Origin of the sequence: uncultured Sphingomonas sp., from assembly GCF_902806265.1 — a bacterium.
GTDB lineage: Bacteria > Pseudomonadota > Alphaproteobacteria > Sphingomonadales > Sphingomonadaceae > Sphingomicrobium.
Genome location: NZ_CADCVZ010000030.1, coordinates 53971 through 72796, shown reverse-complemented (window position 1 = coordinate 72796; position 18826 = coordinate 53971). Strand labels below are relative to the sequence as shown.

Annotated in this window: 19 protein-coding genes and 1 pseudogene; 11 read left to right on the top strand and 9 right to left on the bottom strand. The window is 66.0% G+C overall.

Going from position 1 to position 18826, the window contains the following annotated elements; translation table 11 throughout:
* Nucleotides 1-169: 169 nt before the first annotated feature.
* Nucleotides 170-1369, top strand: coding sequence for a toxic anion resistance protein (locus QZX62_RS07185; RefSeq protein WP_294173261.1), 1200 nt, complete (start codon nucleotides 170-172; stop codon nucleotides 1367-1369).
* Entirely contained in the window at nucleotides 1366-2097 is a 732-nt protein-coding gene (locus tag QZX62_RS07180; RefSeq protein WP_294173260.1) for a hypothetical protein, read from the top strand. Before QZX62_RS07185 ends, QZX62_RS07180 begins: the two co-directional genes overlap by 4 nt.
* A gap of 15 nt (nucleotides 2098-2112) precedes the next feature.
* On the opposite strand, the gene QZX62_RS07175 is transcribed toward QZX62_RS07180, so the two are convergent.
* The 6 genes from QZX62_RS07175 to pgi form a co-directional block, all read right to left on the bottom strand.
* Nucleotides 2113-3426 carry a cation:proton antiporter gene (locus tag QZX62_RS07175; RefSeq protein WP_294173256.1) on the bottom strand — a complete coding sequence of 438 codons (1314 nt, stop codon included), beginning with the start codon at nucleotides 3424-3426 and terminating at the stop codon, nucleotides 2113-2115.
* 116 nt (nucleotides 3427-3542) lie between these two features.
* A complete protein-coding gene (locus QZX62_RS07170) occupies nucleotides 3543-4454 on the bottom strand; it encodes a hypothetical protein (RefSeq protein ID WP_294173253.1) in 912 nt (303 codons plus the stop codon).
* Nucleotides 4451-5653 carry a CoA transferase gene (locus QZX62_RS07165; protein ID WP_294173252.1) on the bottom strand — a complete coding sequence of 401 codons (1203 nt, stop codon included), beginning with the start codon at nucleotides 5651-5653 and terminating at the stop codon, nucleotides 4451-4453. Before QZX62_RS07165 ends, QZX62_RS07170 begins: the two co-directional genes overlap by 4 nt.
* Nucleotides 5650-7236 (bottom strand): NAD(P)/FAD-dependent oxidoreductase, encoded by a 1587-nt coding sequence (locus QZX62_RS07160; protein ID WP_294173251.1) that lies wholly within the window; start codon nucleotides 7234-7236, stop codon nucleotides 5650-5652. The genes QZX62_RS07165 and QZX62_RS07160 overlap by 4 nt, the downstream gene beginning before the upstream one ends.
* Entirely contained in the window at nucleotides 7233-8585 is a 1353-nt protein-coding gene (gorA, locus tag QZX62_RS07155) for a glutathione-disulfide reductase (RefSeq protein ID WP_294173250.1), read from the bottom strand. Before gorA ends, QZX62_RS07160 begins: the two co-directional genes overlap by 4 nt.
* Nucleotides 8582-10084, bottom strand: coding sequence for a glucose-6-phosphate isomerase (gene pgi, locus QZX62_RS07150; protein WP_294173249.1), 1503 nt, complete (start codon nucleotides 10082-10084; stop codon nucleotides 8582-8584). Before pgi ends, gorA begins: the two co-directional genes overlap by 4 nt.
* A 129-nt stretch (nucleotides 10085-10213) precedes the next feature.
* On the opposite strand from pgi, the gene lepB reads away from it, so the two are divergent.
* From lepB to era, 3 genes are read left to right on the top strand one after another with little or no spacing between them, the layout of a single operon-like run.
* Nucleotides 10214-11008 (top strand): signal peptidase I, encoded by a 795-nt coding sequence (lepB, locus tag QZX62_RS07145; RefSeq protein WP_294173248.1) that lies wholly within the window; start codon nucleotides 10214-10216, stop codon nucleotides 11006-11008.
* Complete coding sequence (gene rnc, locus QZX62_RS07140) at nucleotides 11005-11682, top strand: ribonuclease III (protein ID WP_294173247.1); 678 nt, start codon at nucleotides 11005-11007, stop codon at nucleotides 11680-11682. The genes lepB and rnc overlap by 4 nt, the downstream gene beginning before the upstream one ends.
* Nucleotides 11675-12568 (top strand): GTPase Era, encoded by an 894-nt coding sequence (gene era / locus QZX62_RS07135; RefSeq protein WP_294173245.1) that lies wholly within the window; start codon nucleotides 11675-11677, stop codon nucleotides 12566-12568. The genes rnc and era overlap by 8 nt, the downstream gene beginning before the upstream one ends.
* Here era and QZX62_RS07130 read toward each other — a convergent pair.
* Nucleotides 12565-13281, bottom strand: a complete 717-nt coding sequence (locus QZX62_RS07130) for an NAD-dependent deacylase (RefSeq protein WP_294173244.1) — start codon at nucleotides 13279-13281, stop codon at nucleotides 12565-12567. The two genes, era and QZX62_RS07130, sit on opposite strands and share 4 nt — an antisense overlap.
* Before the next feature lie 51 nt (nucleotides 13282-13332).
* Here QZX62_RS07130 and QZX62_RS07125 point away from each other — a divergent pair, with 51 nt between their 5' ends.
* The 4 genes from QZX62_RS07125 to nth all read left to right on the top strand — a co-directional run bounded on the left by QZX62_RS07125 (nucleotide 13333) and on the right by nth (nucleotide 15964).
* The gene (locus QZX62_RS07125) at nucleotides 13333-13731 is read left to right on the top strand and encodes a thioesterase family protein (RefSeq protein ID WP_294173243.1); all 399 of its coding nucleotides are present in this window, start codon (nucleotides 13333-13335) and stop codon (nucleotides 13729-13731) included.
* 65 nt (nucleotides 13732-13796) lie between these two features.
* Nucleotides 13797-14561: a DUF72 domain-containing protein gene (locus QZX62_RS07120; protein WP_366926189.1), complete on the top strand. Its 765-nt coding sequence runs from the start codon at nucleotides 13797-13799 to the stop codon at nucleotides 14559-14561.
* A 21-nt stretch (nucleotides 14562-14582) separates the two neighbouring features.
* Nucleotides 14583-15293, top strand: a complete 711-nt coding sequence (gene dapB, locus QZX62_RS07115; RefSeq protein WP_294173240.1) for a 4-hydroxy-tetrahydrodipicolinate reductase — start codon at nucleotides 14583-14585, stop codon at nucleotides 15291-15293.
* Complete coding sequence (gene nth / locus QZX62_RS07110; RefSeq protein ID WP_294173238.1) at nucleotides 15290-15964, top strand: endonuclease III; 675 nt, start codon at nucleotides 15290-15292, stop codon at nucleotides 15962-15964. Before dapB ends, nth begins: the two co-directional genes overlap by 4 nt.
* Here the strand turns inward: nth and alr are convergent.
* Nucleotides 15932-16963, bottom strand: coding sequence for an alanine racemase (gene alr / locus QZX62_RS07105; RefSeq protein ID WP_294173237.1), 1032 nt, complete (start codon nucleotides 16961-16963; stop codon nucleotides 15932-15934). The genes nth and alr overlap by 33 nt on opposite strands.
* Here alr and QZX62_RS07100 point away from each other — a divergent pair.
* Complete coding sequence (locus QZX62_RS07100) at nucleotides 16958-17284, top strand: hypothetical protein (RefSeq protein ID WP_294173236.1); 327 nt, start codon at nucleotides 16958-16960, stop codon at nucleotides 17282-17284. The genes alr and QZX62_RS07100 overlap by 6 nt on opposite strands.
* A 7-nt stretch (nucleotides 17285-17291) precedes the next feature.
* Here the strand turns inward: QZX62_RS07100 and QZX62_RS11860 are convergent.
* Nucleotides 17292-17903, bottom strand: a pseudogene (locus QZX62_RS11860) (outer membrane beta-barrel protein); the annotation flags it as partial.
* Between the two features lie 491 nt (nucleotides 17904-18394).
* Between QZX62_RS11860 and rpsF the strand changes: the two are divergent.
* Nucleotides 18395-18823: a 30S ribosomal protein S6 gene (gene rpsF, locus QZX62_RS07090; RefSeq protein ID WP_294173233.1), complete on the top strand. Its 429-nt coding sequence runs from the start codon at nucleotides 18395-18397 to the stop codon at nucleotides 18821-18823.
* The last annotated feature ends 3 nt before the right edge of the window (nucleotides 18824-18826 follow it).

Here is an 18826-nt window from a genome sequence, read left to right as displayed (position 1 = left end):
GACAGGGTGAGCGAAGTGCTGCCGAACAGGGTTAACGGAACACTGACGGCGCCTCCGTGCGTTCTTGAACCGCTAGTGTGCCACATCTATAATACAGTGGAGATGCTTGCGCTGCGCGGGCTGCGTGGGTCATGTTCGGCGTCAAGCAAGGTCAGGTCAGGGGAATGCAATGGCGACGCAGGTGCAGACGGAGACCAAGCTGAAGCTCGACCCGCCCGAGGTGCTGCAGCCGGTGGCGCCGGCGCAGGCCGCGGGGCTGGTGCCGCTCAAGGAGGGCGAGCGCGACCAATTGGAGGAACGGGTGGACCAGTTCGTCGGCGAACTGGTGGCGCTGGACGCGAACAGCCCCGACTTCGGCAAGAAGGTCGACCAACTGACCTCCATGGGGCGCAAGGAGATCGCCGAGGCCGCGGGCGCGTCCAATCGCTTCCTCGACCGGCCGGTCAAGGCGATCGACAGCGACACGGGCATCGGCGCCGACTTGACCGAATTGCGGCGCACGGTGGAAGCGCTCGATCCGGCGCGCAACGGCAAGCTGTCGCCCGGCCGCAAGCTGTTCGGGCTGATCCCGTTCGGTAACAAGCTCAAGAACTATTTCCAGCAGTACCAGAGCTCGCAGACCCACATTTCGCAGATCTTGGCGCGGCTTCAGTCCGGGAAGGACGAGCTGCTGATGGACAATGCCGCCATCGATACCGAGCGCGCCAACCTGTGGAAGACGATGCACCGGCTGGAGCAGATGATCCACATTTCCAAGGCGCTCGACGGCAAGCTGGAGGAGAAGGCCAACGAGCTGGACGCGACCGAGCCCGCCAAGGCCAAGGCGATCCGCGAAACGGCGCTGTTCTACACGCGGCAGCGGACGACCGACCTGCTGACGCAGATGGCGGTGACGGTGCAGGGCTATCTCGCGCTGGACCTCGTCAAGAAGAATAACGTCGAGCTGGTGAAGGGCGTGGACCGGGCATCGACGACGACGGTAGCGGCGCTCAGGACGGCCGTAACGGTAGCGCAGGCGCTGACCAACCAGCGGCTGGTGCTGGAGCAGATCGGCGCGCTGAACACCACCACCGCGGGGATGATCGACTCGACCGGCACGATGCTTCGGAGCCAGTCGGCCGCGATCCACGAGCAGGCGGCGAGCTCGACCATTCCGCTGGAAACGCTGCAGCGGGCGTTCCAGAATATTTACGACACCATGGACCAGATCGACGCGTTCAAGGTCCAGGCGCTCGCCAACATGAAGCAGACGGTGAACACGCTTGGCAACGAGGTCGAGAAGTCGCGCGGCTACATCGCGCGGGCGGAAGGTGCGCAGCAGGGGCGGCTGGAAGGCCCCTCGCCGCTCAATCCGCTTGAGGTGAAGTGAGCACTGAACTCACCCGCAAGGTCGAGCGCACGCTCGAGATGGTCGAGCGGGTCAACCGCTCGCTGGACGAACGCGGCGGCGAGGTGCGGGCGCAGCGGCGGCGCGAGCGCGGGCGGGTGAATCGCGCGATCGGTCGACGGCTGGCGGCAGTTGGCGTCGCGGTGGGGGTCGTGTCCGTGCTGACCATCATCGTCGGCCTGCTGAAGCCGATCGGCATTCTCGGCTTCCTGGCGGCGGTCGGCGTGGCGATCGGGATCGCCGCGCTGCTGTTCTTCTGGCCGGGCGAGGACCGAACGCCGACGGTGCCCACCCACGTCGGCAACGGCGAGATGGTGCAGCGCTTCGACAGCTTCCTTTACAAGACGCGGCGTGCCCTGCCCGCCCCTGCGCAGACGGTGGTGGACGGGATCAGCGCCGAGCTTAGCACGCTCAAAGCGACGCTGGAGCGGGTCGATCCGCTCGATCCTGACGCACAGGATGCGCGGCGGCTGATGAGCGTCCACCTGCCCGGCCTGGTCGAGCGCTACGTGCACGTGCCTCCGGCTTATCGCAGCCAGCCTGATGCGGAGGGGCTGACGGTGGACCAGCGGCTTGTCGAGGGCTTGGGCGCGGCGAAGTCGGCGCTTGGCGAGGTGAGCGAACGGTTGGCCAAGCACGATATGGACGCGTTCCAGACGCAGGGTCGCTTCATCCAATCGCGTTACGGGGAGCCGGGAGCGCCGGCATGACGTCACCGCCGACCCTCACCCGGTCGGTCGCGGCGCCTTCGGCAGACGGGCGCCGTCCTCCGGCACGTCCCTGAGCGCGCCCAACTCGCCACGCTCCCGGGCCTTGCGGCCATAGACCAACTCGAACAGCGGCGAAGCCATCAGGGTGGTCACCACCGCCATCAGCACCAGCATGGAGAAGAGCTCCACCCCGATGATCCCGCGCGATAGCCCGATGTTGATGATAATCAGCTCCATCAGCCCCCGGGCGTTCATCAGCGCACCGATGCCGAGCGCTGTGGGATTGTCCTGACCGGTCAGGCGCGCTGCGGCCCAGCAAGCGCCGAACTTGGCCAAGATCGACGCGGCGAGAATGGCCAGGGTGACGAGCAGCAGCGCTGGGTTCGCCATGATGCTGAGCTGGGTGTTAAGGCCGGAGTAGGTGAAGAACATCGGCAGCAGCAGCACGACGGTGAACGGCTCTAGCTTCGCCCGCAGCTCGCGCGTGAGCAGGCCGCGGGGCATGGCGACTCCGAGGAGAAAGCCGCCGAACACCGCGTGCATGCCGGCCCAGTCCATGACGAACGCCGCCAGCAGGAACAGCATCAGAACCAGCCCGAGCAGGCCCTGGCTGACGCCGCCTTCCCGCTCGGCCTGAGCGCCGAGCGGGCGGAGCAGGCGCGGGCCAAGGCCGAGCACGAGCACGGCAAAGGCGGCTGCACCACCGACCGCCCTGATCGCAACGCCGCTGCCGTCGCCGAAAGTCGCCAGCACCATCGCGAGCACCATCCATGCTCCGGCGTCATCAATCGCGCCCGCTGACAGGGAAAGCGATCCTAGCGGCGAACGCGACAGGCCCCGCTCGTGAATAATGCGCGCCAGCATTGGAAAGGCGGTGATGGAGATGCACGCGCCCATGAACAGCGTCGCTTCGACCTGCGTCAGCCTCGGCGAGAACAGGCCGGGCACCCGCATCAGCCACGGCGTCAGCAGGACGGCGAGCAGGAAGGGCGCGGCCATGCCGGACAGGGACACTGCGCCCGCGCTGCGGACGTTGCTGCGGAAATGGTCGCGGTCGAAGCCCAGGCCGACCAGGAACATGTACAGCCCCACGCCGAGCTGGGCGCCGACGTAGAGCACGCCCTTGGTCTCAGGCGGAAAGATGGCGGCCTGCAACTCGGGCGCGAGCAGCCCGAACAGCGAGGGTCCGAGCACCACCCCGGCGATCATCTCGCCCACGACCTGTGGCTGGCCGAGGAAGCGCTTGCCTAGCCAGCCGACCACGCGCGCCGCGGCGACGATCACGAACAGCTGCGCGAAGAAGACGATGCTGAGTTCGGCTGGCGACATGCGGACCCCCTCCGGCGCACGGCCGGGACGTGCCCGAAGCTACCGGCTAGGGAGCGGCTTGCAAGGCGGAAGTCGAGCGAGGCCACGGCGTGTTGAGCGCGAATCCCTCGCAGTCTTCAGGCAGGCAGCTCGCGAGGAAGGCCGAGGTGCCGACACAGCGCCTGCAATTGTTCGTCCTTCCGCCCGCCTTCATGCTGTGTTCGCAAGGCACCGGCCTGCGTGCTCGGCCATTCGATAGGCTGGCTGCTCGCGCCCGGCGCACGCCTGACCTTGGATCCCGCTTGCCGCCCTTGGAAGAAGAACCAGGAGTCGTCGCACGTGGGACAGAGTTCCATCATCAGACTTGTGTTCAGGACTGCGGGCGAAAGGGAACCCGGCGGGTACAGCACACCTCCAACGCCGGTCGGGAAGAGGTCTTCCGACGGTAGCTCGCTCGGCGCGTCATCGACCCGCCTCTGCCAGTCGCGGTAGGGATTCAGCTTGCCGTCTTTGGAATAAGTTGGCCGATGCGCTCGGTGGCAGACCACAGTTGGCTCAACGGTGTCATATGCACGGACGAGCCGTTCGATGCAGTCCAGTTCGTACATCACATCGTCGTCCACCGTGATCACGAACGCGTGGGGGTACTCCCTCAAGGCATGGACAAGCTTGTTGTAGGACCGGAAATCGTCGCACCCTCGGATTATGAACTCAGCTCCCTGCAAGCGCTTGAGACTCTCGGGGATGAGCGACATCTCCTCCCCGGCGACCCACAGGATGATCAGATCCGGCCTGACCGTCTGGTTCATCAGGCACTTCAGCGTGAGTTGTAGAGCTTCAAATCGAGCCGGATAGGATGTCATGGAGACGATTAGCGTCCCTGGCAGCCGATGGTGCGCGGCCTCCGACCGGATGGGCAGGTTTGCGACTTGCTTCAGCGCACGATCAAGTGCGCAGTGCTTCATTCGCTTAAAGCGGGCGCGCTTGCGGTAGCGCTTCAGGGTGATGGCCCTTAGGATCGTCTTCATCCGAGCGGTGAACCGGTTCACGAAGGACCGATAACTTGAGCGGCCTGCAGACGTCGAATGCTGCTTTCCTCGATACCGATCTCCCCGAGAACTCGCGCGGTGTGCTCGCCGAGTGACGGCGGCGGCAAAGGCGAGTCCGTGCTAGCCGCGTCCAGTCGCAACGGGGACCCCACCAAGCGGAAGCGATCCATCTCCTGCACCATCTGGCGGTACGCGACCTGCGGGTCGGCAAGGGCCTGGCCGATGGAGTTAATCGGGCCAGCGGGGATGCCCGCAGCGTCGAACTCGGCGAACCAGTCGGCCGCCGCCCGCTCCTTCAGCCGTGCTTCGATCAGGGGTATGAGGTCGGCCCGGTGCGCGACGCGGGCAGCGTTGGTGCAGAAGCGTTCGTCCTCGGCCCACTCGGGAGCGCCAAGGATGGCGGCGAGCTTGGCGAACTGGCCGTCGTTGCCGACGGCGATGATCAGGGGCTGATCGCCGCAGGCGAACGGCTGATAAGGGACGATGTTGGGGTGGGTGTTGCCCTGGCGCGGCGGATCCTGGCCTGAAACCAACGCGTTTGAAGCCTGATTCGCAAGGATCGCGAGGCTGACGTCGAACAGGGCGCTGTCGATGTGCGCGCCCTCCTCCGTCATGCCGCGGCGGACCAGGGCGGCGAGGATCGCGCTGGCCGTGTACATGCCGGTGAACAGGTCGACGACTGCGACGCCCACCCGCATCGGCTCGCCCCCGGGTGCACTGTCGGGCTGACCGGTGATGCTCATCAGCCCGCTCATGCCCTGGATTATGTAGTCGTAACCGGCGCGGTCCTTGTAGGGGCCTTCCTGGCCGAAGCCGGTGATGGAGGCGTAGATCAGCTTGGGGTCGGCGGCGCGGAGGGTTGCGGCGTCAAGGCCGAACTTGGCCAGCGCGCCGACCTTGAAGTTCTCGACCACCACGTCGCTCTTCTCGGCGAGGCGGCGGACGAGGTCGGCGCCTTCCGGCTGCGAGAAGTCGATGGCGGCGGAACGCTTGCCGCGGTTGGCAGCAAGAAAGTAGGCGGCGACCCGTTCCTTGCCCTCGCCGTGCCAGGGTGGGCCCCAGTGGCGGGTGTCGTCGCCGTGCCCCGGCCGCTCAATTTTGATCACGTGCGCGCCGAGGTCGGCGAGGAGCTGGGTACACCAGGGTCCGGCGAGGACCCGGCTAAGGTCGAGGACGCGGATGCCTCCGAGTGGCTTCACGCTCGCCTCCGCCAGGGCTTGCAGTCGGCGAGCACCGCTTGTGCGGCATTGTGGCCGGGGGCTCCGGTGACGCCGCCGCCGGGGTGCGCGCCCGAGCCGCACAGGTAAAGACCGGGAAGTGGCATGCGATAGTCGGCCGCGCCGATCATCGGGCGGGCGCTGAACAACTGGTCCAGGCCCATCTTGCCGTGGAAGATATCGCCGCCGATCAGGCCGAACCGGCGCTCCAGATCGAGTGGCGAGTGGATCTGACGGCCGACGACGGAGCCGGCAAAGCCGGGCGCGTGGCTGTCCACGGCCGCGACGATCTGGTCGGCGACCTTGTCGCGGACCTTGTCCCAGCTTTTGCCCGCGGGCAGCTGGTAACGAAAATGCTGGCAGAACAGGCTGGCGACGTGCTTGCCCTCAGGCGCCAGGCTTGGGTCGAGCGTCGAGGCGATCACCAACTCGATGATCGGCTGCTTGGACCAACCGTCACGCTTCGCGTCGATGAATGCACGGTCCATATAGTCGAGGCTGGGCGCTATGATGATGCCGCCGGTCAGGTGATCGCCGGGCTCGGGCAGGACGGTGAACTTGGGCAGTTCGGACAAGGCCACGTTCATGCGAAAGCTGGCGCTCTCGCACGACCAGTTGGTCATGTGCCGCTCGATCGTTTCAGCCACGGCGCCGCGCGGCACGAGCTGGTCGAACAGCAGCTTGGGATTTACGCCGGCGATTACCCGTTCGGCCCGCCAGGCCTTGCCGCCTGCGACCACGCCCGCCGCTCGGCCCCGCTCGATGATGATCTCCTCGGCTGGGGTGCCTAGGACGATATCGGCCCCGGCTTCACGCGCCGCCTTGGCCATGGCCTGGGTGATCGCGCCCATGCCGCCGATCGCGTGGCCCCAAGCGCCGGGGACGCCCGCCGCCTCGCCGAACAGATGGTGCAGCAGGACGTAGGCGGTACCCGGGGTATAGGGCGAGGCGAAGTTTCCGACCACGCCGTCGAAGCCAAATAGCGCCTTGACGAGGTCGCCCTTAAGGTGGCGGTCGAGAATTTCTCCGGCGCTCTTGGTGGCATACTCGTGAACGATGCGGACCCCGTCGGTCGAGAGGCTGCGCATGTCTTTGGCGAGGGTTAGCAGCGAGGGAAGTCCGCGGACCCCTCCGCCCGCCTGGGGCGGCGCTTTCAGCAGCCATTTCCGGATCAGCGGGACGACCGTGTCGAGTTCCGCGAGGTAGCGGTCGTAGGCCTCGGCATCCTCCGGCGCCTGGCGGGCGATCTCGCGGCGCGTGAGGCCATCGCGGCCGGCAAGCAGGTAAGCGCCATCGCCGGGTAGGAAGTTGTCGACCTTGCGCAGGACGACCTTCAACCCGTGCCGCTCCAGTGCCATGTCGCGGATGACCTTGGGCTGCAGCAGGCTGACGGTGTAGGCAGCAGCCGAGTTGCGGTAGCCGGGGAGGAACTCGTCGGTGACCGCGGCGCCGCCGACGGTGTTCTGGGCTTCGAGCAGTGCGACCCGCAGCCCTTTGCGGGCGAGGTAATAGGCGCAGGTAAGGCCGTTGTGGCCGGCGCCGATCACGATCGCGTCGTAAGTCACCGCATCAACACCAGCTCTTCGGCCATGGTCGGGTGCAGCGCGATCGTGGCGTCGAAATCGGCTTTCTTGAGCTTGGCCTTCACCGCCACCGCGGCGCCTTGGAGGATCTCGGGCGCGTCGGGGCCGATCATGTGGATGCCGACCACTTCGTCCGAGCCATCGTCCACGACCAGCTTGTAGAGCGAGCGTTCGTTGCGGCCGGCTAGCACATTCTTCATGGGGCGGAAGTCGGAGGTGTAGGTGCGAACCACGCCAAGCTTGTTCTTGGCCTGGCTTTCTGTGAGCCCAACCAGCCCGATCGGCGGGTGGCTGAAGCAGCTGGAGGGAACGCAGCCGTAATCGACGTGGGTTGGCTTACCACCGAACTGCGTGTCGGCAAAGGCCTGGCCTTCGCGGATCGCGACAGGGGTGAGCTGGATGCGGTCGGTGACGTCGCCGACCGCGAAGATCGATGGAATGGAGGAGCGGAAGTCGGCGTCGATCTTGATCGCGCCGCGCTCGGTGAGCTCGACGCCGAGCTCGCGCAGGCCCATCTCCTCGGTATTCGGCAGGCGGCCGATGGCGAACAGCACCTGATCCGCTTCGATGTCCTGCGTGCCCTTCATGCGGCACAGGAGACTGCCGTCCTCGCGCTTCTCGATGGCGGCGAAGCCGGCATTGAAGCGGAAGTCGATGCCCTTGGCGACGCTGATCTTCACCAGCCGGTCGACGATCTGCTCGTCGTAGCCGCGCAGAATGGTGTCGGAGCGGTTGACGATGGTCACATGGCTGCCGAACTGATGAAAGATACCGGCAAACTCGTTGGCGATGTAGCCGCCCCCGGCAATGACCACCCGCTTGGGTAGCTGGTCGAGATGGAACACCTCGTTGGAGGTGATGACATGTTCCTGCCCCTCAATCTCAGGCAGGGCGGCGCGGGCGCCGACGGCGATTAGGATCTTGCCAGCGGTGACGCTCCGGCCGCTCGCCAGGCTAAGCTGGTTCGGCCCGGTCAGGATGACGCGCTCCTTGAACACGGTCACCTTATGGTTCGTCAGGGTCTCGCCATAGAGCCCCTCGAGCCGTTCGACCTCTGCCAGCACATTGTCGCGCAGCACGGCCCAGTCGAAGCGCTTTTGCGGCACGTCCCAGCCGAACATGGCCGCGTCATCCAGGTCCTCGGCGAAGTGCGAGCCGTAAACGAGCAGCTTCTTGGGCACGCAGCCACGGATGACGCAGGTGCCGCCAACCTTGTGCTCCTCGGCCACGGCGACGCGGGCACCATGCGCGGCGGCGATGCGGGCGGCGCGGACTCCGCCGGAGCCAGCGCCAACCACGAACAGGTCGAAGTCGAAGTCGAACTCGCTCATAGCCCGGCCTTCTCGATCAGGGCGCGAGTCGACGGGTCGAAGCGCTCGGCCGCCTCCGGATCGCCGAGCTGCCGGGCCATGTCCTTGCCGAGCTCGACGCCGAACTGGTCGAATGGGTTGATGCCGAGCAGGGCGGCCTCGGCAAAGGTGCGGTGCTCGTAAAACGCGATCAGCGCGCCGAGGCTGCTTGGGTCGAGTCGTTCGATTAGGATGGTGGTTGAGGGTCGGTCCCCGGGGTAGCTGCGCGCGGGATCATCGCTGTGCCGCCCCGCCATCAGCGCCGCGCCCTGAGCAAACGCGTTGAGCAGCAGCTCGCGGTGGTGTGCGAAATCCTGATCGTCGTCGCCTTCGGCCACGGCCACGAACTCGACAGGCACGAGGTGCGTGCCCTGATGGAGCAGCTGGAAAACCGCGTGCTGAGCGTCGGTACCGGTGCCGCCCCACAGGATGGCGGAACTCGGGCGACCGAGCGGCCGGTTATCGGCGGTGACAGACTTGCCGTTGGACTCCATCACGAGCTGCTGGAGGTAGGAGGGCAGCAGCCGCAGGCGCTCGTCGTAAGCGAAAACACCGCGGGTCTCCGCGCCGAGCCGCTGCGTGTAGAACAGGTCGGCGAAAGCCGCGAGCAGCGGGGCATTGCGCTCGGCCGGGGCTAGGCGAAAGTGGCGGTCCATCTCCGCCGCGCCTTCGAGCAGCTCCTCGAACGCGCCGAAGCCGAGCGCCAACGCGGCGGGGAAGCCGATCGCCGACCACAACGAGTAACGGCCGCCGACCGCCTCGGCGAATGGGAGGATGCGGGTATCGTCGATCCCGAACTCGACGGCCTTGTCCGGGGCCGCAGTGATCGCGATCAGTCTGCCATACGGGTCGTCGACTCCAGCCTCCTCCAGCCAGGCCAGCGCCGCGCGGGCGTTGCGCAGCGTCTCGGCGGTGGTGAAGGTCTTGGAGGCGACGGCAACCAGGGTGGTGGCCGGATCAAGGTCGGCGACCGCATCGTCGAAGGCCTGGCCATCGATGTTCGATAGCACGGCGACCTTGTAGCGCCGCTCATGCCGGCCGAGCGCGTCCACTAGCAGCGCGGGCCCCAGTGCTGAGCCGCCGATGCCGATATGCAGGACTCCGGTCACGTCGCCGAACGCCCCCGCCTCGACCGCGTCGACCAACCCGCGCATCCGGCGGTGGCGGGTAACGGCAAGCTCCACAGACTCCGGCGAGCCGGAGCCGCGCTCCGCCAAGTGCTCGGCGGCACGGCCTTCGGTCGGATTGACGATCTGGCCCGTGAACAGCCGCTCCTGCGCGTCATGGAGCGCTGCCTGTTCGGCGAGCCTTGAAAAGATCGAGAGGTGAGCAGACGACAGATGCGTCTTGGCGAAATCGAAGCGGATCCCGGCAACGTCCATGCTCAGCTGCGGCGCGCGTCCGGGATCAGCAAACAGCTGGGCAAGCGGCTGCACTTCGGCCTCGGCCAGCGCAGCCCAATCGGCATCGGTCAGGGGCATGGCGGCTACATAGCGACGGCCGGGTCAAAAACCACCCTGAAGCCGCGGGCGTCGGCGGGCGCGGGCGCGAGACCGGCTTTCCTGCGGTCAGGCTTGACCTTGCCCCGCCCGGCCCCAAAGAAGCGCGCAATGGCGAAAACCCAACCCAAGCCCGAACAGCGCGGCAGCTTTTGGAAGACCCTGCTCGGCCTGGCACTGTTCGCCTGGGTCCTGCGGAGCCTGATCATCGCGCCGTTCAGCATCCCATCGGGGTCGATGCTGCCGGGCTTGCACATCGGCGATTATCTGATCGTGGCCAAGTGGCCTTACGGGTACAGTCAGGCGAGTTTCCTGTTCGGCTTCCCGCCGATGGAGGGACGCATCTTCTCCCGCCTGCCCGAGCGCGGCGACGTAGCGGTATTCCAGGGACCGGAGGGCGCGGACGTCATCAAGCGCGTGATCGGCCTGCCGGGTGACACGGTGGCGACGCGCGATGGGCAGCTGTTTCTGAACGGCAAGTCCGTGTCGAAGCAGCCGGTCGGCGACTTCGCGATGCCGATCACGCCCAACAGTCCTTGCCGCGTGGTGCCGCCCGCCCAGCCCAGGGTTCGAGACGGGCGGTGCGCTTACCCGGTCTTTCGCGAGCAGCTGCCCGGCGGACCGAGCTACCTGGTGCTCGACCAGGTCGACAATCCGATCGCGGACGACTTCGGGCCGGTCACGGTTCCGGCCGGAGCCGTATTCACCATGGGCGACAATCGCGACGACAGCGCGGACAGCCGTTACGCACCGGCGCTCGGGGGCATGGGCTTCGTACCGCAGGAGGCGTTGGTCGGGCGCGCTGCGGTGATCTTCTGGTCGACCGACGGTAGCGCGGAATGGCTGAAGCCATGGACCTGGTTTACGGCGCTACGGCCCGAGCGGATCGGGAAGACTTTCCCGTGAACGACCTTCGCCGCTGGGTCGAGCAACGCTTGCAGCACAGGCCCTGCGACACGGATTTGTTCGAACAAGCCGTCACCCACCCAAGCGCCGGGGTCATGAACTACCAGCGGCTCGAGTTCCTGGGAGACCGGGTGTTGGGGCTGGTCATGGCGGAGTGGCTGAGCGAGCTGTTCCCGCGCGAGCAGGAGGGCAAGCTGTCCCACCGCTTCACCCAGCTGGTCTCACGCGAATATTGCGGAGCAGTGGGTGCGGAGCTCGGGCTGGCCGAAGTCATCAAGCTGGGCAAGCAGGCCCGCGAGGATCGGGCAGCCCACAGCGAGAACGTGCTGGGCGATGTGGTGGAATCGCTGATCGCGGCCCTATACTTGGACGCGGGGCTCGGGCAGGCCCGGCAGTTCATCCGCCGCTGCTGGCAGTCGCGGGTAGAGGCGCAAGGCCAAGCCCCGCGTCACCCTAAATCGCTGCTGCACGAGTGGGCTGAAGGGCAGCGCCGCAAGGCCCCGGTTTATACGGTGATCGACCGTTCCGGACCCGAGCACGCGCCACGCTTCACGGTCACTGCTTCCGTCGGCTCGGCGGGCGAAGCCACCGGCACCGGCAGCACCAAGCGCGAGGCCGAGAGCGACGCGGCGCTGACGTTGCTGCGACAGTTGGGAGCATTGCGGAATGACTGAACGCTGCGGCTTGGTAGCGGTGCTCGGCGCCCCCAACGCCGGCAAGTCGACGCTGGTGAACGCACTCATCGGCCAGAAGGTGGCGATCGTCAGCCCCAAGGCGCAGACCACCCGCGCGCGGCTGATGGGCATTGCGATCGAGGGCAAGAGCCAAATCCTGCTGGTCGACACGCCCGGCATCTTCGACCCGCGGCGGCGGCTCGACCGGGCGATGGTCAAGGCGGCGTGGGAAGGCGCGGAAGCCGCCGACCGGGTGCTGCTGGTGGTGGATGCGGCGGCCAAGGTGGGCGAGCGGGTGGAAGCCGTGCTGCAGGGAGTCGAAGGGCGGCCCGAGCCCAGGATCCTGGTGCTCAACAAGGTCGATATCGCGCGCAAGGAGGAGCTGCTGGTGCTCGCGGCTCGCCTGGCGGAGCGGTTGCAGCCCGAAGCGGTATTCATGGTGTCGGCAAGCGCTGGCGATGGCGTGCCCGACCTCAAGCGTCACCTCGGCGGGGCGGTGCCGGAGAGCCCATGGCACTACCCCGAGGACCAGCTCAGCGACGCGACCGACCGGATGGTGGCGGCGGAGCTAACCCGCGAGCAGCTCTACCTACAGCTCCATGCCGAGCTGCCCTACGCATCGGCGGTCGAAACGGAGAAGTGGGAGGACCGCAAGGACGGCTCGACCCTCATCCACCAGCAGATCCTGATCGAGCGGGACAGCCAGAAGGCGATCGTGCTCGGCAAAGGCGGCGCCAAGCTCAAGGCCATCGGCGCCGCGGCGCGCCAGGCTATTGGCGAGCATCTCGGGCGCAAAGTGCACCTGTTCCTGCACGTCAAGGTCAACCCGCGCTGGGAGGAGGACCGCGGCCTGTACCGGGAGATCGGGCTGGAGTGGTCGGACTAGCCGCCGAGTAACTCCTCGACCCACCTGGGCACCAGCTCGGCGGCGCGGCCGAGCCGGGTCTCATGAAAGAACATGCTTCCTTGGCTCGGCTCGAGGTTCATTTCGAGACAGCGGGCGCCGTAATAACGGGCGGTCTGGACGAAGCCGGCAGCCGGGTAGACGGCTCCGGACGTGCCGATGGAGACAAACAGGTGGCAGCGCTGCAGGGCCTCTTCGATGGGCTCCATCTCGTAGGGCATCTCGCCAAACCAGACGATGTCAGGACGGACTTGCCCGACCCCGCCGCACGACGGGCAAGTCGCGGCGGTGCCCATCTCCCGTACCCAGGCGAACCGCTCGCCACACGCCAGGCACCAGCCGAGCTTGAGCTCGCCGTGCATGTGGAGGAGGCGCCTGGCGCCGGCGCGCTCGTGGAGATCGTCTACGTTCTGAGTGACGATCAGCAGCTCGCCCGGCCACTCGGCATCGAGCCGGGCCAGCGCCTCGTGCGCGGCGTTCGGCTGCACGGTTTCAAGCTTGGCGCGCCGCGCGTCGTAGAAGGCATGAACGAGGTCCGGATCGCGTTGAAAGGCCTCAGGCGTTGCCACGTCCTGCACCCGGTGCCCTTCCCACAGGCCATCCGGGCCGCGGAAGGTTGCGACCCCGCTGTCGGCCGATACGCCCGCTCCCGTGAGTACAAGGATCGCATGGGAACGCTCCGTACCGGCAACCATTCGCTAACCTATTCAGTTGACACCATTGTCAGCAGCAAGCACGCTGCCCGCATGGGACTCGCAATGTATCGCCACGCAATCGGAATCGAACCTGCCGACATCGACCATATGGGTCACGTCAACAACAGCGTCTACCTGAAGTGGGTCCAGGAAGCGGTGGTGCAATATTGGGAGAAGATTGCCCCGGCCGACGCGGTGGCTCGCCACCTGTGGGTCGCGCTTAAGCACGAGATTAGCTATCGCCGGCCGGCGTTCCTTGACGATATTGTTGTTGCCGATGTGATTGCCGAGCAAGTGCAGGGTGCGCGCGCGCTGTTCACGACGGTGATCAAGCGGGGCGAAGAAGTGGTTGCGGAGATCAACAGCACCTGGTGCTGCCTTGACGCCGTATCGCGAAGGCCCGCTCGGCTGGCCAAGGACATCGTCGGGCGCTTCCTCCCGCAGGCCTGAGCGCTGAAGCGACTTCCGGAACCGTTGAGGTAGGCGACGCATTCGCGGATTCGGCAACAGGGACCATGTTGATGAGCGAGGGCAGGATCCGCGTCGGCATAGGTGGGTGGAGCTACGCCCCGTGGCGCGGCACCTTCTTTCCGCCCAAGCTGCCGCAATCGCGCGAACTCGAGTTCGCTTCGCACAGCTTAGGAGCGATTGAGATCAATGGAACCTTCTATGGCCGGCAGAGCCTCAAGACTTGGCAAAGCTGGGCGGCTATGGCGCCGGAAGGATTTCAGTTCGCCGTTAAGGCTAGCCGGATTTGCGTAACGAGGACCAGGTTGGCTGAAGCAGGCGAAGGCATCGCAAGTTTCATGGATCAAGGTTTGGTGGCGCTTGGCCCGAAGCTCGGTCCGATCCTCTGGATGTTTGCGGCGAGGCGGACCTTCGATCGGGAGGATATCGCCCGGTTTATCGAGCTTCTGCCGGAGCAACTCGACGGCCTTCCGCTGCGCCACGTTATCGAACCGCGCCATGAGAGCTTCCGTGACGAAGCCTTTTTCGCCCTCTGCCGAGATCGCAATATCGCCGTTGTGTTCGATGACGCTGACGAGTTCCCTTGCATCGATGTGGAGACTGCGGACTTCGCATATGCGCGACTGCAGCGGATGCGGGAAGAGGTGGGGACCGGGTATGAAGCGCACGACCTTGATGGCTTCGCTGAGCGGGCACGGCGGTGGCAGGTCGACGGCCGCGAAGCGTACATCTTCATGATAAATGGGGCCAAGGTGCGGGCTCCCGCAGCCGCCATCGCACTACAGCAGCGGCTCGGCATTGCGCGGGCTTGAACGCTGCGCCATCAGCCAGTCATGCGCACCGAAGACCAGCCAATCCGGCTTACATTGATCGCGCCGGAAGGCCGGATGGGACGGGCGATCGCTGCCGCAGTAGAGGAGGACAGGCGCTTCGCTTTGGACCAGGACAGCGGCGACGTTATCGTCGACTTCTCCGCGCCCCAGGCACTGAGTGCGAGCCTTCAGCGGGCTGCCACCGCAGCCGTTCCGATCCTGGTCGGGACGACCGGACTCGACGATCTCGCGGAGCGAAGGATTGCAGAGGCAGCTCGCGAAGTCGCGGTACTGCGCGCGGCGAATACTTCGCTCGGCGTGGCCGTGCTGCAGGACCTGGTGGAGCGCGCCGCGGCTGCGCTGGAGGTCGAGTGGGACATCGAGGTGGTGGAAATGCACCACCGTATGAAGGCGGATGCGCCGTCGGGAACGGCCTTCGCGCTCGGTGAGGCCGCGGCTAGGGGCCGGCAGCGCCCGCTTCAGATGGAAGCCGGCCGACAAGGAACCGGGCTGAAGCGGCAGGAGGGTGCGATCGGCTTTGCCGCACTACGCGGAGGAACCGTCGTGGGCGATCACGACGTGGTCTTCGCCGGGCCGCAAGAGCGTCTGGTCCTCTCGCACCGCGCCGAGAGCCGGATGATTTTCGCCCGGGGCGCGCTCGCTGCCGCCCGCTTCCTGCACCGCCGGTCACCGGGTCTCTACGGCATGCACGACGTGATCGCTGGTCCGTGAAACGAGCCGAGGTTTCCGAGTTCTTCCGGCGGCTGGCTGAACTCGATCCGGCGCCGCAAGGTGAACTCGACTGGGTCAATCCTTATACGCTGCTGGTTGCGGTTGCCTTGTCTGCCCAAGCGACCGATGCCAGCGTGAACCAGGCGACACCCCCGCTGTTCGATCTTGCCGACACGCCCGAGAAGATGCTGGCGCTCGGCGAGGACCGGGTCCGCGAGCTCATCAAGACGATCGGCTTGTTCAACACTAAGGCCAAGAACGTCATCGCCATGGCCAGGCAGCTCGTTGAAGAACATGGCGGGCAGGTGCCGCCGGATCGCGATGCGCTGGAGCGCTTGCCCGGTGTCGGGCGGAAAACTGCCAACGTCGTCCTGAACATCGCTTTTGACGAACCGGCGATCGCCGTCGACACTCATGTGTTCAGGGTCGGCAATCGCACGGGACTGGCACCTGGAAAGACGCCGCTGGAGGTAGAACTGAAGCTGTTGAAGGCCACACCCCAGCCGTTCCGCCAACATGCTCACCATTGGCTGATCCTGCACGGCCGATACATCTGCAAAGCAAGAAAGCCGGAGTGTTGGCGCTGCCCGGTCGTTGATCTATGCCGGTACCAACCCAAGACAACCCCGCCGAAGGGGCTAGTGCCAGAGCCGCTCGAACCTCCGGCCTAGTCCCGTCAGCAGCTCGTATTGCGACATGCCCGACGCTGCAGCGGCTTCTTCCAGCCCGAAGTGCAGCGAAGCCCAGTCGCCCTCCGCCAGCTCGGGCGCGTCGTCACAGCCAAGCGCCACTAGGTCCATCGAAACGCGCCCAAGTACCGGCAGGTCGATGCCCCCCATGTCCGCCTTGCCGCACTCCGAGAACCCGCGCCAATAGCCATCGGCATAGCCGAGGTTGACAATGGCCACCTCCGTATCGGCTTGCGCGACGAACCGCCCGCCGTAGCCGCAGCTCTCTCCTTCACGGATCACACGTCGCTGGACGACCTGCGCTTCGAGGCGAGCCACGGGTCGGACCAACTCGCGCGCTTCGGGCCGCGGCGAACCCCCGTATAGCGCCAGCCCGGGTCTCACCAAATCAAAGCTGTAGTCACCACCCAGGAAAATGCCTGCGCTATTGGCGAGGCTGTAGCGCTTGGCTGCGACGCCGCTTGCTGCGGATCGGAAGCGCTCCAGCTGAAGCTGATTGAGATCATGATCTTCATCCGCGCACGCGAGATGGCTATGCAAGGTATGGATGTTTAAGCCGGTCAGAGCGGACGCTTCCTCCTGCCGAAGGCCGAGCCGGTTCATCCCGGTATCGATCATCACATCGCATTCGCGCTCAGGAGCGATCTGCTTCCAGCGCTGCGCTTGCCTGGCACTATTTAAGACTGGTCGGACGTTCGTCCACAGCAGCGCTGCCGCAACGTCGTCGGGACCAAGGCCGTGGAGGACCGAAACGAACGCGTCGGGCGGCACCGTCCCGAGCTCGCCAACTTCCCACCACGTGGACAAGAAGAAATCACGGCAACCCGCGGCGTAGAGCGCGTCGAAAACCGGCCGAGCTCCCAATCCGTAGCCATCAGCCTTGATTGCTGCGCCACAGGCGACACCAGCCCGCCCGGCAAGCGCCCGCCAATTCGCAATCAGTGCGTCCGTGCTGCAGGTCAGGCGAAGTGGGCGGTGCATCATACCCGCCTAGCGTTGGAGGTGTTCAACGTCGAGCAGGTGCGAGCCTACCGAGCCCTGTTCAGGGCGGTCAGTGACTCGCAGCCCGGCGCCGTTCGGAAACTCAACCTCGCTCGGGAGCGGGTGGCGGCGGCGGCGGTGGCGAAGGCGGCACGGGGCAAGAGTCGGTCGCCAAGATCACTGACCCATCCGGACATGTCTGGGTTGCGGGAGGTGGAGGTGGGGGAGGCGGCGGTGCGGGTGCCGGTGGCGGCGCTGGTGGAGCCGCAAAGTTGTAGGTCAGGCTGGCCAGCAACGCATGCGAGCGAAACCGGTCGCTAAGTTGCTCACCTCCGCCTTCAAGCTCGAACTTGGTATTGAAGAAGCGGTACTTGAGGCCAAGGTCGATGTTGCCGGTGACGGCCGTGCGGACGCCGGCCACGCCCTGCCAAGCGAAGCCCCGATCGCTGCCCGAGAAACCAAGGTCCGAAACTCCGATCCCGCCGGTGCCGGTGCCGCTAAGGTCTCCCCGCATCTTAACTCTAGCGATGCCTGCACCACCTCCGACAAAGCCGCTCAGACCGTTGTCGGCGCCGAAGTCCAGCAGGAGGTTGACCATCCCCGAGAGGACTCTGGCACGGCCATCGGCTTCGAGATTGCTTGCCGGGATGACGCTCTGGTCAACTCGCACTTCGTCCAGCGAAGCGCGCTTGTAACCAACTTCGCCTTCGACCCGGATCGTCCCGAAATCATGACCGCCGACGAAGGCGACGTCAAAACCAGTCTTCACATCGACGCCGAAAAGGTTGTCAATGGAGTCGGCATCGTCCTCGAAATCGAACTCGATGTCCTCGACTTTCATGAGGCCGCCCTCGATCCCGACATAACCCACGCCATCGCGCGCCAGAGCAGGTGTTGTCGCTGTCGACGCAGCAATTGCCACTACTAGTAGCTTCCGCATGGGTGCCCCTTCCTTCGAGCCAGAAAGCCTCCGCGTCATAGTCGGCCGGCAGGCGCTCAGGAAGGGGAAATCGTAAACCGACCCAACCGCCGCGGAGAACGATACACTCGGATCATGACGGCTAGCTCCTAGCGATCAGCCATGGCTTTCGAGCGCCGCCAAGATGCCGAGAAGCGCCGTCCGTGCTTCCGCGTCGACCAGATTCCCTCCGACCGGGCGTGCAATCGCAGGTCGCCTCGCAGACACCACCCGTTCCCCGCCGATCCGCAACTCACCTGCGGCTACGATCCCGAACTGCCATTCGCGGCCATCGAAGCAAGCCTTCAACCCGGTGCCTCCATGGCCGTTCTTGCAAAAAGCCGGCTCCTGCGGCATAGGCGCTCGCAGCTCGGGTCAGGCACGCTGCCTTACCCTGGCTCAGCATAGCGACGACAGCCGGAGGGGCGACCGCATGGTGCGGCGCCAGCGATCGGCCAACATGTGAGACAAGCATGCCGCTCTACGAGCATGTTTTCCTTGCGCGTCAGGATCTGGCTCAAGCCCAGGTCGATGCGCTCGCGGAAAACGCCACTACCATCATCACCGACAACGGCGGCAAGGTCGCCAAGACCGAGACCTGGGGCCTGCGCAGCCTCGCCTACCGCATCGCCAAGAACCGTAAGGCGCACTACGTCATGCTCGACATCGACGCGCCGGCCGCGGCGGTGGCCGAGCTGGAGCGCCAGACCGGCATCAACGAAGACGTTATCCGCTTTATGACCATCCGGGTCGACGAGCATGAGACCGGCCCGTCGGCGATGATGCGCCGTTCGGAGCGCGACCGCGAGCGGGGACCCCGCGGAGACCGTGGCGACCGCCCGGATCGCGGCGACCGTCCTGACCGCGCCGAGCGCGCACCCCGCGAAGACGTGGAGGCTTGATTG

What these genes read in the sequence shown, in the direction of transcription:
- QZX62_RS07185 (WP_294173261.1), top strand. Translation starts at nt 170, where the DNA reads ATGGCGACGCAGGTGCAGACGGAGACCAAGCTGAAGCTCGACCCGCCC.
- QZX62_RS07175 (WP_294173256.1), bottom strand. Translation starts at nt 3,426, where the DNA reads ATGTCGCCAGCCGAACTCAGCATCGTCTTCTTCGCGCAGCTGTTCGTG.
- gorA (WP_294173250.1), bottom strand. Translation starts at nt 8,585, where the DNA reads ATGAGCGAGTTCGACTTCGACTTCGACCTGTTCGTGGTTGGCGCTGGC.
- pgi (WP_294173249.1), bottom strand. Translation starts at nt 10,084, where the DNA reads ATGCCCCTGACCGATGCCGATTGGGCTGCGCTGGCCGAGGCCGAAGTG.
- lepB (WP_294173248.1), top strand. Translation starts at nt 10,214, where the DNA reads ATGGCGAAAACCCAACCCAAGCCCGAACAGCGCGGCAGCTTTTGGAAG.
- era (WP_294173245.1), top strand. Translation starts at nt 11,675, where the DNA reads ATGACTGAACGCTGCGGCTTGGTAGCGGTGCTCGGCGCCCCCAACGCC.
- QZX62_RS07130 (WP_294173244.1), bottom strand. Translation starts at nt 13,281, where the DNA reads ATGGTTGCCGGTACGGAGCGTTCCCATGCGATCCTTGTACTCACGGGA.
- QZX62_RS07125 (WP_294173243.1), top strand. Translation starts at nt 13,333, where the DNA reads ATGGGACTCGCAATGTATCGCCACGCAATCGGAATCGAACCTGCCGAC.
- QZX62_RS07120 (WP_366926189.1), top strand. Translation starts at nt 13,797, where the DNA reads ATGTTGATGAGCGAGGGCAGGATCCGCGTCGGCATAGGTGGGTGGAGC.
- dapB (WP_294173240.1), top strand. Translation starts at nt 14,583, where the DNA reads ATGCGCACCGAAGACCAGCCAATCCGGCTTACATTGATCGCGCCGGAA.
- alr (WP_294173237.1), bottom strand. Translation starts at nt 16,963, where the DNA reads ATGCACCGCCCACTTCGCCTGACCTGCAGCACGGACGCACTGATTGCG.
- rpsF (WP_294173233.1), top strand. Translation starts at nt 18,395, where the DNA reads ATGCCGCTCTACGAGCATGTTTTCCTTGCGCGTCAGGATCTGGCTCAA.